Source organism: Cyanobium sp. Lug-B (assembly GCF_024345635.1).
Lineage (GTDB): Bacteria > Cyanobacteriota > Cyanobacteriia > PCC-6307 > Cyanobiaceae > Cyanobium > Cyanobium minutissimum.
Genome location: NZ_JAGQBM010000009.1, coordinates 14,023 through 27,817 on the forward strand (window position 1 = coordinate 14,023; position 13,795 = coordinate 27,817).

Genomic DNA, 13,795 nt, shown 5'->3' on the forward strand with positions numbered 1-13,795 from the left:
CGATCGCAGCCACAACGTGCCGCCCCAGGACCGGATGACCAACAGCTGACGCTTCGGTTCGGCTTCGACGATGCCCATGATCACTGACTGCACAACCGACGTCCGAGGCTGTCAGGTCTTTTATCAGCGTGGCGGCAAAGGGGAGCCGCTGTTGCTTCTGCATGGCCTTGATGGACGACCATCATGGGAGAGCGTTCTTTCCAGACTGACTGAGCGCAACGATGTGATTTTTCCCGATCATCCCGGATTTGGCGCATCGAGCTCGGGAGAATGGATCGACGGCATGGCTGATCTGGCCCTGTTCTACCTCGATGTCCTGGACGCGCTGCAGATTGAGACATGCCATCTCGCCGGCCATTGCCTGGGCGGCTGGCTGGCCGCAGAGATTGCCGTCATGCAGCCGCAACGCATCAGAAGCCTCAGCCTGTGCTCCGCTGCCGGCATCCGCGTTGACGGCAGCCCCATGGGAGATGCCTTCCTCTGGAACCCGGAAGAAACGCTCTGCCATCTGGTTGTCAGTCAGCAGGCCAGGGAAACCATGCGAGCGAAGCAATCGAGTGAAGGCGATCTCGAATTCCTGTTGAAGGCAAGACAGATGGCCGCCCGCTTGGCCTGGTATCCTCGTTTTCATAATCCACATCTACGTAAATGGTTGCATCGACTGACGATGCCAACCTTGATTCAATGGGGCGACAGCGACAGGCTCTTCCCCGAGGTCTATGCCCATCGCTACCACGAGATGATCCCCCACTCTCAGCTCAAGATCTATACGGACTGCGGACATATTCCCATGCTGGATGCGCCCGATCTTTGGCTTGAGGACCTCAAAGACTTTATGGCGAGGGCATCGGCATGAAATTTTATTCCTTCCACTTGATGCCCTACGGGGCGCTCGATCTGGATTACGTTGACAAGCATGTTTCGGCGAGCCTGGTGCTCCCCAACAGTTATTACGATCCCAGGATTGGCCATCAGCTCTATAACCGCTATCTTGATGAGCTTGAACTGGCCGATGCGCTTGGTTTTGATGGTGTGTGTGTCAATGAGCATCACCAGTCCGCCTATGGTCTGATGCCGGCGCCGGGGGTGATGGCAGGCGCGCTCTCCAGAAGCATCAAGAGAGCAAAGATCTGCATCCTCGGTCGTGCGTTGCCCCTGTTGTCGAATCCCCTCGCGGTGGCGGAAGAATACGCCATGATCGATAACGTCACTGGCGGCCGTTTCATTGCTGGTTTTGTCAGAGGGATCGGGGTCGAATATCATGCCACCGGAGTCAATCCCACGTATTCGTTGGAGCGCTTCCATGAAGCTCACGACCTGATCATCCGGGCGTGGACCGAGGAGGGGCCCTTCCCGTTTGAGGGTAAGCATTACAGCTACCAATACGTCAATCTGTGGCCGCGTCCCTTTCAGCAGCCCCACCCCGAAGTCATGATCCCCTCCGGGGGCAGTCTGGAAACCATCCGTTGGGCGGCCCATCCCCAACGAAAGTACATCTATCTGAATGTGTATAGCCCCGTCGATGTGGTGAGCGGTCTGATGGAGACCTACCGCACGTGTGCCAGCGAGTACGGATACACCGCGGGTCCCGAGCAGCTGGGCATGGCCCTGCCCATCTATGTGGCAGAAACCGATGACATCGCCCGAAGCGAGGCCAAACCCCATATTGAGGCCTTCTTCAACAAGTTTCTGCGCATGACCAATGAGATGCTGTTGCCGCCGGGCTACACATCGATTTCCTCGCTGAAAACACTCCTCATCACAAGCCGCGAAACGTTGATGGGGGGACATACCCTGGAGGCCGTCGATAAACTCGGCATGTTCCTCGTGGGGTCACCCGACACCGTCCGTCGCCGTCTGGCGGAGTTCCAGCAGCGGCTTGGCATCGGTCATCTCTGCGCCATCATGCAATTCGGCAGCCTGCCGCCTGCGCAAACGAAGCGCAATCTCGAACTCTTCGCACAGGAGGTCATGCCCCATTTCCGAGGAGTTGCAACCGCAGAACCCTACGCAACGGCAGGCAGATCCAGTTAGGGACGTATGGAAGGAGGGGCCATGAACGCAGGGGCGATGGGAGCTCCAGCGTTTCGCCGGACCCACGGTTTCTCCGGGTCCACGGTCATCGCAGGGTCGCGGGGCTCTGCCCCGCCAGCCAGTGCTCCTCGATGGCCTCCAGGCTCCTGCCTCGGGTTTCCGGCATCACGGAAGACCAGAAGGGCAGCCCCATCGCGGCGATGGCGGCATTGATGAAGAACACCACCGCCAGTCCCAGGGCATCGGCGAGCATGGGGAACACAAAGGACGCCACCATGCCGCAGAGCAGCTGGAAGGCGATCACGAAGCCGATGGCCCGATCTCTCACCGCCTGGGGAAAGATCTCCGACACCACCATGCCGCAGACCGGGGCCAGGCTCAGGGAAAAGGAGGACACAAACAGGATGAAACAGATCAGAACAAGAGACTGAACCGCAGGGGTGCCCTGGGGCAGCACGGCGAAGATCCATCCGAAGCCGATCGAACTGGTGAGGACCCCGAGGATGCCCATCAGGAACTGGGTGCGACGTCCCAGCCGATCGACGAGCAGGAAGGAGAGGCTGCTCATGGCGAGGCCGAAGCCACCGACGCCGATCGTGGTCAGCAGGCTGGCGGTGGTGGGATCGCTCACCCCGCAGGCCTGAAAGATCGTCGGGCTGTAGTAGGTGACGATGATGATGCCCGTGCACTCCTGGAAGAACACCAGGGTCAGGCCGATCAGCAGGGGCGGCCGGATGGTTGTGGAGAACAGGGGCGTCGTCCCCGCCCCCGCCGGGGTGTGTTCGGCGCTGGCCTGGATCTGCGCCACCTCCTCCCTGGGGTTGGCGACGCAGAGCTTCTGCAGCATCCGTTCGGCGGTGCTGAAGCGGGACCTGGCGATCAGCCAGCGGGGCGATTCCGGCAGGAACAGGGCCCCGATCCCCAGCAGCAGCGCCGGCACGGACCCCAGGTAGAGCATGGCCCGCCAACCCTCCGGCACGGCCATCAGCAGGGTGTTGGTTCCGTAGGCGATGAGGGCGCCGATGCCGACCGCCAGATTCTGAATGGCGTTCAGCCGGCCCCGGATCGGGGCCGGGGCGATTTCGGTGATGTACAGCGGCACGATGCTGGCGGTCACGCCGGTGGCCAGGCCCGTGACGAGGCGACCGAGCACCAGGACCTGCACCGAGTCGGAGAGGCCGGAGACGGCGGTGCCGACGATGAGAACGACGGTCGTCGTCATCAGCATGTAGCGCCGGCCGAAGGCCGCCGCCAGGTTGCCGCTGACGAAGGACCCCAGGATCGCCCCGATGAGCACCGCGCTCACCACCAGCCCGCTGCTGAAGGGGGTGAGGGCGAACGCCGGCCGGATCTGCAGCAGGGCACCGGCGATGACGGTCAGGTTGTAGCCGAAGAAGATGCCGCCGATGGTCACGACGCTGGTGGCCAGCGTGGCGGCGATCTCGTTACGCTCGTTGGCCGTCCCCGACCGGTGCCAGGTGCGGCGGATCTGGGAGAACCGCAGCCGCCGCGTCTCCGGGACCAGGACAAAGCACAGCGGAATCGCCAGCACGGTGGTGGCCAGCGAGATCCCGTAGATCGCCAGGGTGTCGTCCGGGGAGTCGACCGACAGGGCGGCGAACACCATGACGGCATTGATCAGCCAGTTGACGGTGATCGGCAGGCTCATCGAGAGGCCCCGCACGGGCAGGGGATACATCTCGGCCACGAACAGCCAGGGCAGGGGGCCCAGGCCGATGGCGAAGAAGGCCACGTAGCCCAGCAGCAGGAAGGGGCTCGCGGCCGCCAGCGTGGCGGGGAAAACGCCGGTGGTGGATTCAAGAATCAGCCCGGTCAGGCACAGGGCCAGACCCACCAGGCCGACCAGCAGCAGGGGCCGGCGCCCCAGGCGATCCACCAGCAGCACGAACAGCAGGGTGCTGAACAGATTGACCAGCCCGACCACGATCACCAGATCCCAGCCCAGGTCGAGGCCCTGGAAGAGGGAACCGTCCCCCGCCATCTGCAGCACGAAATTGATGCCGCTCAGCTGCTGGATGGCGAACAGCAGGATGCCGATGCCCAGCAGCCGGCGATTCGCGGGCTCCAGCAGCCCCACCCACACGTTCGGATGGCTGTCCGCCAGGCTCTCCTCGATGGCGGCCACCTCCGCGTCCGCCTTCGGGCCGTGGATCACCTTCAGCACCGCGCGGGCGGCGTCCCCATCGCCCTGCTTGATCAGCCAGGCGGGGGAATCCGGCAGGATGATCGCGCCGATGCTGACGATCACGGCCAGGATGCCGCTGATCGTGTACAGCTGGGACAGGTCCTGGTCGTCCACCAGCCTGGTCTCGATCACGAAGGCGAGCACGATCCCCAGGGTGATGCTCAGCTGGTTGAGGGACACGAGGGCGCCCCGGTGCCTGGCCGGGGAGATTTCGGCGATGTAGAGGGGGATGGCCAGGGAGGTGACGCCGACGATCAGCCCCAGGAAGAAGCGGGCCACCACCAGCTCCTCGAAGCGCTCGGAGATGGCGCAGGCAAAGCCGAAGAAGGCGTAGCAGGCGGCACTGGTGGTGATCACATCCCGGCGGCTCAGCCCATCCCCGAAGCGCCCCATGAAGACGGTGCCGAGGATGGCGCCGAGGAAGAAGGCGCCGCTGAGCAGCACCTGGGAGCCCAGGCTGAGCGACCAGTCGTTGGCCGCCGTTGCAGCCACCAGGCCGAGGGTCGTGGCGTTGAAACCGAACAGCAGGCCCCCCAGGGAGGCCAGCAGCGCAAAGATCCAGACCCTGGCCATCCGGCTAGGCGACCGGGGCGACGGCGGGGGCGGCGCCGGCGGTGGCGGGCCTGCCGACGCGGCCGGTCTGGGGATTGTGGCGGGCGGTCTCCAGCAGGGCCAGGCGGCTGTCGAACAGGGTCCGGGGGTCCACCGCCTTGCCCTCGCCGCAGACACAGTTGAGGCTCATCGTCTGCAGGTCGCGGTGCTCGCGAAGCAGGCGCAGGTTGCCGTACTCCTCCTTCTGGTGGCAGGTCTCGGCGTACTGGCAGGGGGCATAGACCTCCTCCCGCAGGGCCGGAACGAAGCCGGGATCCAGCACCGAGCCCAGGCGGCCCATGCGGGTGTCGGCGTAGCTCGTGCAGGGGAAGACATCGCCCCAGTTGTCGACGATCAGGTAGTCGTGGCCGGCCGAGCAGAGCCGCCCCTTGCCGCCGTAGAGGCCCACCAGCAGGGCGGCCAGGAAGCGGATCTCCCGGCCGAGGGGTCCGCTGTCGGCCATGGTGCGGAACACCTCCAGGCCGGGTTCACCGGCCGCCAGCAGGGCCTCGATCGGGTCCTGGCTGAGGAAATGCCGGGCCCGCTTGTCCACATCGACGGCGTCGCTCATCGCCTCGGTGGCGGGCACATCGAAGCCGGGAAACTTCAGATCCGCGGAGGTGGGGATGGCCAGCTCGGCGCAGCGTGCCAGGGCCTCGCGGATGATCGCCACGTTGTCGGTGGAGAGCAGGGTGTTGACCACCACGTCGAAGCCCAGCTCGGCGGCCAGGGTCACGTTGGCGAGGAAGTCGTCGAGGGCGATCTCGGTGTGATGGAAGGTGCAGAAGAGTTTGAGCCTGGAGGGCTCGATGGGGCCGGCCAGTTCCGGCAGCCGCTTTCTGAACAGCGACGCGTTGGTCTGCACCTCCACGAAGGCCACATTGGGCTGGGCGGTGAGCCAGATCAGGTCCTCGATGACGTCGGCGTTGAGGAAGGGCTCCCCGTGCACGTCGTAGCGAACGCCGATGCGATAGGGCAGGGAGGCGGCCCATTCGATCGCCCTGCGGGCCATGCCCCGGCCCTCCTCGGTGCCCCACATGTTGCGTCTGGTGCCCCGGCTGTAGTCGATGCCGCTCACCTGGCTCTGGCCCGCCGCCGCCACGCAGTAGCTGCAGCTGAAGTTGCACTTCAGCATCCGCACGGAGATGCGGATCTTCAGGAACGTTTCGCCGTCCAGGGGAAAGGGGTTGGCCATGCTGGTGATCAGTGCGTGTGGGCAGCGGTCTATCGGCGGGCTTGTCAATCGGCGAGCTTGATGACGATCTTGCAGTCGCCGCCGGCGATGTCGTCCGGGTGCTCGAGCACCGATCGCAGCCGCTCCAGCCCGTCGATGGTGGTGCTGACGATCCGATCCAGCGGCAGAACCCCGGAGAGGCAGAGGTCGATCAGCCGCTCGTAGACCCCGCCGAGATGGCCCCGCAGCCCCATGACGCTGATGGCGTTGGTGATCATGTGGTCCACCGCCCCGATCCGCAGGGCCTGGCCGCCCCGGCCCAGCAGGGCCACCCGTCCGCCCGGGGCGATCCGGCGGAACACGGCATCGACGTTGGCGAGCACGCCGGAGGCTTCCACCACCACGTCCCAGCCGCCGTCCGGGATCTCCAGCGCCTCGGCCGATTCCGCCACCTGGTCGGCCCAGGCCGCCGCGAAGTCCCGGCGGTAGGCGGAGGGTTCGACGACGCTCACCTGCGAAGCGCCGTGAAGCCGGCGGGCCATCATGGCGACCAGCAAGCCGATCGGGCCGGCCCCGAACACCAGCACCCTGTCGCCGGGGGCCATCTGGGTTTTCCGGCAGGCCAGCAGGGCCACCCCGGCCGGCTCCAGACAGGCGGCCATCTGCAGGCCCCGCTCGCTCCCGGCCAGCTCGCCGATGGCCACGGCCGATCGGGCCGGCACATCGGCGATCGCCGCGAACAGCCCGTCCTTCTCCATGCCCAGGAGCCGGGCGTCGAGACACTGGTTGAAGGCCCCCGACCGGCAGCAGCGGCAGGCTCCGCAGCTCAGCACCGATTCCGGCGCCACGATGTCGCCGACCCGGAACCGGGAGACATCGGAGCCGATGGCGATCACCCGGCCGATGCCCTCATGGCCTAGCACCCGGCCCTGGGTGGGGATCGAGGCGGGGGCGGAACTGCGCACGAACCCGAGCGGGTCCCGCTGGGTCATGTGCAGGTCGGTGCCGCAGAGGCCCACCCGCAGCATCTGCAGCCGCAGCGCGCCGGGATGGAGGGGCTGGAGATGCCGCTGCTCCAGGGTGATGCGGGGATCCTTGTAGCGCCGATTGGCCTGGCGGGGTTCCTCGCCGTCGCCGGTTTCGGTGGCATGGAGCACCAGGCTGCAGGTGGAGGTGGCGCCGGCCGTCATGCTCCTCCTTCGGCCTCCTGCATGCGCCGATGGTCGTTGCCGTGCCGGCTGGTGTCAACAGGGCGTCAGCGGCCGGCGGCAGACAAAGCCGGGGGGGCTGGCCATCATGACGGGGCCGTCAGGAGGGCCATGGCCGCCAGGGACCCGATCCGGGACTTCTTCAGCTTCCTGCTGGGGGGCGTGCTCTTCACGATGGGGGCGTTCCTGTTCTTCAACCAGGTGATGGTGAGCTCCGTGCCGATGGGCCTGGGCCTGCGCTTCGGCCGGCGTGCTGCCGGTGCCTGGGGCGGTGGCTATGGCTCGGCCTGGGGCGGCGGCTGGGGCGGCGGTTTTGGGCTGTCCCAGGGCCTGGGCGGCGGTTTCGGCCTGCTGCTGATCCCGCTCACGATCGGGGTGTGCCTGCTGTTCGCCCTGCGCAACCAGCGCTGGGGCTGGTTCCTGGTGCTGGCCTCTGTGGCGGCCCTGGCGGTGGGGGTGCTCCAGACCCTGATCATGAGCTTCCAGCCCACCTCACTCTGGAACCTGCTGACGATGGTCGCCCTGATCGGCAGCGGCGGCGGGCTGATGTTCCGTTCACTGATGGCCTACGACGATGGCAAGGACCGGCAAGGGCGATCCGAAGGCGACGACCGGGAAGACCGTTGAGGATCTGATCGTCGAGATGGAGCCGGTGCCGCCCGGGGGACGGCCCCCGTCGCCGCCGGCCCTTCCGCCGGCGTCTGAACCCGCCCGGTTTCCGATCCTCCAGCGGCTGCTGATGGTGGCCCTGCTGCTGCTGGGCTTCGGCGCCGGCTGGCTGGCGGCCGGCCTGCGGGCGTCCCTGGCCGAGAAGCCGGCCGCCGGCGGGCGGGGCGAGACCCGCCAGGACCTGCTCGCCGATGGCTGGGCGGAGGCGGATCAGGGGGTGTTCACCCGCCGCTGCCAGGGGATCTGCCGCAAGCCCCGGCTCTACGGCGGCGGCATCGTCGATGTGATGGAGGTGGCCTGCCTGGAGCGCCCCTGCGGGACCATCCAGGTGACGTTCGATGTGCTCGACGGCACGGGCCAGGTGATCGGGGAGGTGGCGGAAACCAAGATCGGCCGGCAGGGGGAACGGCTGCAGTTCGTGATCGAATCGGATAAGCCGCAGGCCCGAAGCTTTGCGCTGCGCTCCTTCACGGCCCGCGCCAGGGTGGAATGACGCTCGTTTGGATTTCACCGCCTTGAAGACACTCCCCTTCGACGACGGCGCTGCCATGCCGATGCTCGGCCTGGGCACCTGGAACGCCCCTCCGGGGGAGGTGGGCACCGCGGTGACGGCGGCCCTGCAGCTGGGCTACCGCCACATCGACTGTGCCGCCATCTACGGCAACGAGGCCGAGATCGGTGAGGCCCTGGCGGCGGCGATCCGCTCCGGCCTGGTGAGCCGCGACGAGCTCTGGATCACCTCCAAGCTCTGGAACAACGCCCATGCCCCCGAGGACGTGGCCCCGGCCCTGGAGCGCACCCTGGCCGATCTGCAGCTCGACTTCCTCGATCTGTATCTGATCCACTGGCCCGTGGCCTTTCGGCCAGGCGTGGTGATGCCCGAGGGTGCCGAGGATCTGGTGTCGCTGGAGACCCTGCCGATTGCGGCCACCTGGGCGGCCATGGAAGCGGCCGTGGACGGGGGCCTGTGCCGCCACATCGGCGTCAGCAACTTCGGCATGGCCACCCTCTACAGCCTGCTGGGGCAGGCGCGCATCCGGCCGGCCATGAACCAGGTGGAGCTCCACCCCTACCTGCAGCAGAAGGGGCTGTTCGCCTTCTGCGAGGCCCACGGCGTGCACCTCACGGGCTATTCGCCCCTGGGCACCCCGGGCCTGCCTCCCCAGATGCGGCCCCCCGGCCAGCCGGTGCTGCTGGAGGACCCCACGGTCACGGCGATCGCCACCCGGCGGGACCTCACGCCGGCCCAGGTGGTGCTGGGCTGGGCCCTGCAGCGCGGCACCGCCGTGATTCCCAAGTCGGTGTCGCCGGCGCGTCTGGCCGAGAACCTCACCGCCGCCGAGGTCGAGCTGGCTCCCGAAGACATGGAGGCGATCGACGGGCTCGACCGGAGCCATCGCTTCATCGACGGCACCTTCTGGGTGAAGGAGGGCGGCCCCTACACCCTGGAGTCGCTCTGGGCCTGATCAGGGTGGTGGGCCGCCAGGCGCCAGCCGCCGGCGCAGGTAGGCGATGGCCAGGTCGCCGCATTCGGCCACCAGCCGGTCGCGGCGGTCCTGCTCCTGGGTGGCCGCGAGCCAGAGCAGGTGGCCGACGGTCTTGACCAGCACGTAGGCGATCAGGTGCCCCTCCTCCTCGCTGAGGTGGCTCCCCTCGGCGTCGGCCTTTTCGACGATCAGGCCGCTCCAGTCGTTGATCAGCCGGACGTCGGCCTCCTCCTCGATGGCCAGCAGCTCGGGGGTGGCGCTCTGCACATCCAGGAAGATGGCCGGGTAGCCGGGGTGGTCGCGGAAGAAGCGATCGGTGAGGGCCACGGCGGCGGTGATCGAGGCCTCCAGGGAGAGGCCGCGGCCGTCCCCCTGGTCGAAGAAGGCCGTGAGCAGCCCGTGCAGCTGCTCGGCGTAGAGCTGGGCAAGGCTGCGCAGGATCGCCCCCTTGTCGGGGAAGAACTGGTAGAGGGAACCGATCGGCACCCCGGCTTTGGCGGCGATGGCGTTGGTGGTGGTGCTGCCGACGCCGCCTGCCACGAACAGCTCCTCGGCCGCCGCCAGGATCCGCCGCACCCGCTCCTGGCTGCGGGCCTGACGCGGCTGGCGGCGCAGGGGCGAGGGCTCGCCGGCGGTGGCGGTGGCATCGGCCATGGGCGCAGCGGCACATCCTGAAAACCTGAGCGATCCTCGCATCCCATTGACAAAGGCGAGGGATGCTCATAATTTCTTGGACGTGAGGACTGCTCACGTTCCTTCGTGTTCGCACCGATGACCACCACCGTTTTCCGCCCCAATCCCGCCCCCATCGCGGCGTCGTTCGAGGCTCCGGAGCTGCCGCCCCAGCTGTTCCGCGTCCTCGGCACCTTCGTGGCCATGAGCGGCGGCGACACCGACCTAGAGCTGGTGGGGGCCCTGGCCGATGCCCTGCTGGAGACGCCCTCCTATGTCCTGATGGCCGAGCAGCTGCGCCGCGATCCGGCCTGCGCCGCGCTGATCGAGGCGCGCTGGATCCCCCCGGCCCACGACCTGGAGCAGCTGGCCGCCCTGCCCGAGGGCAGCCTCGGCCAGGCCTACGCGGCGTCGCTGGCACGGCTGGGCTACGACCCCAACCTGCACGCCGGCATGGAGCCCGGAAGTGATGCGGCCTATGTGGAGCTGCGGCTCAGCCAGACCCACGACCTCTGGCACGTGGTCACCGGCTTCGACACCACGCTGACGGGCGAGATCGGCCTGCAGGCCTTCCATCTCACCCAGTTCCCCTACCCCCTGGGCGCGGTGCTCACAGCCCAGGCCCTGGTGTCGGCCACCCTCGGCGCCCCCGAGCTGCTGCCGGAGCTGGTGGAGACGATCCGCACCGGGCTGCAGATGGGCCTGGAGGCCAGGCCCCTGTTCGCCCAGCGCTGGGAGGAGGGCTGGGAACGGCCGCTGGTGGAGTGGCGCGAGGCGCTGCAGCTGCGGCCGTTCGCCGAGCGGGTGGGGCGGCTGTGAGCGGGAAGGCTGTTAGCGCCAAGGCAGTGGGCGGATCCCCGCTGCGACGGCAGGGCTTCCGCTGGCTGTGGCTGGGCCAGACCCTGCTGTTCGCCGGCGTCCAGTTCTGGTTCGTCGCCGTCACCTGGCTGATGCTGCAGCGCACGGGCTCGGGCACCTCCCTGGCCCTGGTGCTGATGGCGGCGGCCCTGCCCCGGGGGCTGCTGCTGCTGCTGGGCGGCGTGCTCAGCGATCGCCATCCGCCCCGGACGATGGCGGTGCGGGCCGGCTGGATCCTGGCGATGGCCACCGGGGTGCTCACCCTGCTGGCCAGCCGCGACGCCCTCGACCTGGGCCCGGTGCTGGTGCTGGCGGCCGTGTTCGGGGCGGCGGAGGCCTGCCTCTACCCCGCCGCCCTGGCCCTGCTGCCCCGCCTGCTGGAGGACCGCCATTTCGGGAGGGCCCACGCCTGGCTGCAGGGCAGCGAGCAGATCAGCAACGTGGCCGGCCCGGCCCTGGCGGGGCTGTCCCTGGCCGTGGCCGGGGCGACGGCGGCCCTGGCCTTCGACACCGTGCTGCTGCTGCTCGCCGTGGGCTGCTTCCTGCAGGTGCGGCCCCGCTTGGCCGCGGCGGCCACGGCCCCGACTGGGGGCCTGGGGCAGGGCCTGCGGGAGGGGATCGCCTTCGCCTGGGGCCACGGGGCGATCCGCACGGGCCTGACGCTGATCGCCATGATCAACCTGGCCGTGCTGGGCCCGGTGGTGATCGGCGTGGTGGAGCTGGTGACGCTGCGCTTCGGCGGTGGCGCCGCCAGCTACGGCTGGCTCCAGGCCGCCTACGGCGTGGGTGCCCTGGTGGGGGTCTGGTGGGCCGGCCGGTTCGGCGCCATCGCCCATCCGGGGGGCGCGCTGGGCTGGCTGTCGGCCGGGCTGGGGGCGGGCCTGCTGGGGCTGGCGGTGGCCGGCCAGTGGTGGACGGCGGCCGCCCTGCTGGCGGCGATGGGGATCGGCGGCGGCCTGGTGGGGGTGCTGGCCACGGCCTGGCTGCAACGGGAGACCCCGGCACCGCTGCAGGGCCGGGTGATGGCCCTGGCCATGCTGGCCGGCGTCGCCTTCGATCCCCTGTCCCAGGCCCTCTCGGGGGTGCTGATCGACATCTCCCTGCCGTGGCTGTTCGTGGTCGCCGGGGGGAGCCTGCTGCTCACCGTGCCGTTTGCTTTGGGCAGTGCGCGGGGGTGAGCGGGCTGGATCTCTTTGCGGGTCTTGAACTGCTCAGGGTGGGCAGACTGGCAAGACTTGGGTATCGGTGGCTACAGGTGGTTATCGGACCCGTCAACCACTGCTAGAAATTGGAAGTTGCGCTTGCGAGACGTTGCATCATCGGGATTTAAGCCGAGCGGCCTTGTCGCTGGTCAGGTAGTTCTCGGAAGGGGAGAATACTGGAGGAGCGGTTCTCTGAGTCTTCCAATGAATGGTTAGGTGTCGGAGCAAGCCGGGCCTCAACACAAACGTACAATGAAGATTACCCAGCTCACACGACGCGACATCATCGACTCACTTGTTGCCGAGAAAGTCAACTGGAGCGGACGCCTCGAGGAAAGTGAGTTCCTGTCTAGGATATTTGATCTCCAGAGCCTTCCTTCCGACGACTCAAGATTCACGGATGCCGCCGGTGATATCTGGCAACACAGAGTCAACAACTTTGACTGGGACGATGACTGGGTCTTTTACGACCGACGTTTCAACCTGCTAACAGGTGATGATGAGATTTTTCTTCGATTCTTGGCGGAAACTCTCCACCCCGTAGTCCGCCAGGACTCAACCGAGGCCGAACGGTTGGCTCAGATGCTGAATCAGTTCCTGCAGAAGGATGGATTCCAGCTGGTCGAGCTCACTCGTCTCTCAGGCAAGCCAGTCTATGTTGGTCGCTACGTCGGTGTACACGCTGCGCCGGCTCTTGGCACGGCCCGGGAAGCGCTGGGCGGAACAGATCCTTCCTACGTCACACAACAGATCACACGCATTGAAGTCGCAATCATTAATGATCCTTCGCTTGCCATTGGCACAGCCAAGGAACTTGTCGAGACCTGCTGCAAGACGATACTGGCCGAGCGTGGAGTGTCTTTCTCTAAGAAAGCAGATATTCCAGAGCTTGTCAGACTGACAGCAAAGGAGCTCGATCTCACACCTGACGATATTCCAGAGAAGGCGAAGGCGGCAGATACGATCAAGCGCTTGCTGAGCAATCTGGCTAGCATCACCCAAGGAGTAGCCGAACTGCGTAACCACTATGGGACGGGACATGGGAAAAGGGCCGGAACGAAAAGTCTGCAGCCACGGCATGCCAAGCTTGCTGTGGGAGCTGCGTCGACGCTGGCCGTCTTCTTGGCTGAGACACACAATGAACGCCCCATTTAGCGAGCCAAGGTCTAAGTCGCTTTTCAACCGAACAAGCCTTCGGCAGGCCGATTAACGGCAACGTTGGGTGTCTTGATTGCTCACAGGAGGAACTGAATGTCGAACTATTGGATCGTTGGTGCAATGTGGGGCGGACATGATGACCAATCCGAAATCTTCATTCGCAGAGGATATTGGTTTCTCGGATGGTCAGATGAAGAGCAGCCCGCGCAGGCTGCCCTTCGTGATCAAATCCAGCCCGGTGACCGAATTGCCATCAAGCGCATGTTGGGTCAAGGCTCTTCAAACATCGAAATTCGTGCGCTTGGAACCGTCAAGGAGATTGATCATGACGACAAGCGAATATACATTCATTGGGCTGCCTCAAAGCTACAGCGTGAAGTTCCATCCAAGGGCTGTTTTGCCTCAATTCATGGGCCGTTTCCAGCCGATGACGAATGGACGCGCCTAGTATTTCAGCTTTGAAAACAACGCCCAACCCGCCGGCCGAGTGGTACGCTTCACTAGCAGGCCGGCTACGCGACCCTCACTTTCAACGT

13 protein-coding genes are annotated in these 13,795 nt (G+C 66.4%); 9 read left to right on the top strand and 4 right to left on the bottom strand.

Features of this window, described 5'->3' with window-relative positions:
- The first annotated feature begins 76 nt into the window (after window positions 1–76).
- Window positions 77–856 carry an alpha/beta fold hydrolase gene (locus KBY81_RS03665; RefSeq protein ID WP_254975643.1) on the top strand — a complete coding sequence of 260 codons (780 nt, stop codon included), beginning with the start codon at window positions 77–79 and terminating at the stop codon, window positions 854–856.
- Complete coding sequence (locus tag KBY81_RS03670; RefSeq protein ID WP_254975644.1) at window positions 853–2,034, top strand: LLM class flavin-dependent oxidoreductase; 1,182 nt, start codon at window positions 853–855, stop codon at window positions 2,032–2,034. The genes KBY81_RS03665 and KBY81_RS03670 overlap by 4 nt, the downstream gene beginning before the upstream one ends.
- Before the next feature lie 85 nt (window positions 2,035–2,119).
- Here the strand turns inward: KBY81_RS03670 and KBY81_RS03675 are convergent, their stop codons facing one another.
- The 3 genes from KBY81_RS03675 to KBY81_RS03685 are packed head-to-tail and all read right to left on the bottom strand — an operon-like array spanning window position 2,120 to window position 7,195.
- A complete protein-coding gene (locus tag KBY81_RS03675) occupies window positions 2,120–4,813 on the bottom strand; it encodes a sugar porter family MFS transporter (RefSeq protein ID WP_254975645.1) in 2,694 nt (897 codons plus the stop codon).
- 4 nt (window positions 4,814–4,817) lie between these two features.
- A complete protein-coding gene (locus KBY81_RS03680; RefSeq protein WP_254975646.1) occupies window positions 4,818–6,026 on the bottom strand; it encodes a hypothetical protein in 1,209 nt (402 codons plus the stop codon).
- Between the two features lie 44 nt (window positions 6,027–6,070).
- Entirely contained in the window at window positions 6,071–7,195 is a 1,125-nt protein-coding gene (locus tag KBY81_RS03685) for a zinc-binding dehydrogenase (protein ID WP_254975647.1), read from the bottom strand.
- 129 nt (window positions 7,196–7,324) lie between these two features.
- Here KBY81_RS03685 and KBY81_RS03690 point away from each other — a divergent pair, with 129 nt between their 5' ends.
- From KBY81_RS03690 to KBY81_RS03700, 3 genes are read left to right on the top strand one after another with little or no spacing between them, the layout of a single operon-like run.
- Window positions 7,325–7,840, top strand: a complete 516-nt coding sequence (locus KBY81_RS03690; protein WP_254975648.1) for a hypothetical protein — start codon at window positions 7,325–7,327, stop codon at window positions 7,838–7,840.
- Window positions 7,788–8,375 (top strand): hypothetical protein, encoded by a 588-nt coding sequence (locus KBY81_RS03695; protein WP_254975649.1) that lies wholly within the window; start codon window positions 7,788–7,790, stop codon window positions 8,373–8,375. Before KBY81_RS03690 ends, KBY81_RS03695 begins: the two co-directional genes overlap by 53 nt.
- 22 nt (window positions 8,376–8,397) lie before the next feature.
- Window positions 8,398–9,348 (top strand): aldo/keto reductase, encoded by a 951-nt coding sequence (locus tag KBY81_RS03700; protein ID WP_254975650.1) that lies wholly within the window; start codon window positions 8,398–8,400, stop codon window positions 9,346–9,348.
- Here the strand turns inward: KBY81_RS03700 and KBY81_RS03705 are convergent, their stop codons facing one another.
- Window positions 9,349–10,023: a TetR/AcrR family transcriptional regulator gene (locus KBY81_RS03705; protein ID WP_254975651.1), complete on the bottom strand. Its 675-nt coding sequence runs from the start codon at window positions 10,021–10,023 to the stop codon at window positions 9,349–9,351.
- Between the two features lie 117 nt (window positions 10,024–10,140).
- Here KBY81_RS03705 and KBY81_RS03710 point away from each other — a divergent pair, with 117 nt between their 5' ends.
- From KBY81_RS03710 to KBY81_RS03725, 4 genes are all read left to right on the top strand, one after another.
- Window positions 10,141–10,860 (top strand): Coq4 family protein, encoded by a 720-nt coding sequence (locus KBY81_RS03710; RefSeq protein WP_254975652.1) that lies wholly within the window; start codon window positions 10,141–10,143, stop codon window positions 10,858–10,860.
- 26 nt (window positions 10,861–10,886) lie between these two features.
- Complete coding sequence (locus KBY81_RS03715; RefSeq protein ID WP_254975653.1) at window positions 10,887–12,077, top strand: MFS transporter; 1,191 nt, start codon at window positions 10,887–10,889, stop codon at window positions 12,075–12,077.
- 276 nt (window positions 12,078–12,353) lie between these two features.
- The gene (locus KBY81_RS03720) at window positions 12,354–13,256 is read left to right on the top strand and encodes an abortive infection family protein (protein WP_254975654.1); all 903 of its coding nucleotides are present in this window, start codon (window positions 12,354–12,356) and stop codon (window positions 13,254–13,256) included.
- A gap of 96 nt (window positions 13,257–13,352) precedes the next feature.
- Window positions 13,353–13,721: a hypothetical protein gene (locus KBY81_RS03725; RefSeq protein WP_254975655.1), complete on the top strand. Its 369-nt coding sequence runs from the start codon at window positions 13,353–13,355 to the stop codon at window positions 13,719–13,721.
- Window positions 13,722–13,795 lie beyond the last annotated feature (74 nt).

Excerpts from the sequence above, each read along its gene's own strand:
- KBY81_RS03665 (WP_254975643.1), top strand. The coding sequence starts at position 77 with ATGATCACTGACTGCACAACCGACGTCCGAGGCTGTCAGGTCTTTTAT.
- KBY81_RS03670 (WP_254975644.1), top strand. The coding sequence starts at position 853 with ATGAAATTTTATTCCTTCCACTTGATGCCCTACGGGGCGCTCGATCTG.
- KBY81_RS03675 (WP_254975645.1), bottom strand. The coding sequence starts at position 4,813 with ATGGCCAGGGTCTGGATCTTTGCGCTGCTGGCCTCCCTGGGGGGCCTG.
- KBY81_RS03680 (WP_254975646.1), bottom strand. The coding sequence starts at position 6,026 with ATGGCCAACCCCTTTCCCCTGGACGGCGAAACGTTCCTGAAGATCCGC.
- KBY81_RS03685 (WP_254975647.1), bottom strand. The coding sequence starts at position 7,195 with ATGACGGCCGGCGCCACCTCCACCTGCAGCCTGGTGCTCCATGCCACC.
- KBY81_RS03690 (WP_254975648.1), top strand. The coding sequence starts at position 7,325 with ATGGCCGCCAGGGACCCGATCCGGGACTTCTTCAGCTTCCTGCTGGGG.
- KBY81_RS03695 (WP_254975649.1), top strand. The coding sequence starts at position 7,788 with ATGGCAAGGACCGGCAAGGGCGATCCGAAGGCGACGACCGGGAAGACC.
- KBY81_RS03705 (WP_254975651.1), bottom strand. The coding sequence starts at position 10,023 with ATGGCCGATGCCACCGCCACCGCCGGCGAGCCCTCGCCCCTGCGCCGC.
- KBY81_RS03710 (WP_254975652.1), top strand. The coding sequence starts at position 10,141 with ATGACCACCACCGTTTTCCGCCCCAATCCCGCCCCCATCGCGGCGTCG.
- KBY81_RS03720 (WP_254975654.1), top strand. The coding sequence starts at position 12,354 with ATGAAGATTACCCAGCTCACACGACGCGACATCATCGACTCACTTGTT.
- KBY81_RS03725 (WP_254975655.1), top strand. The coding sequence starts at position 13,353 with ATGTCGAACTATTGGATCGTTGGTGCAATGTGGGGCGGACATGATGAC.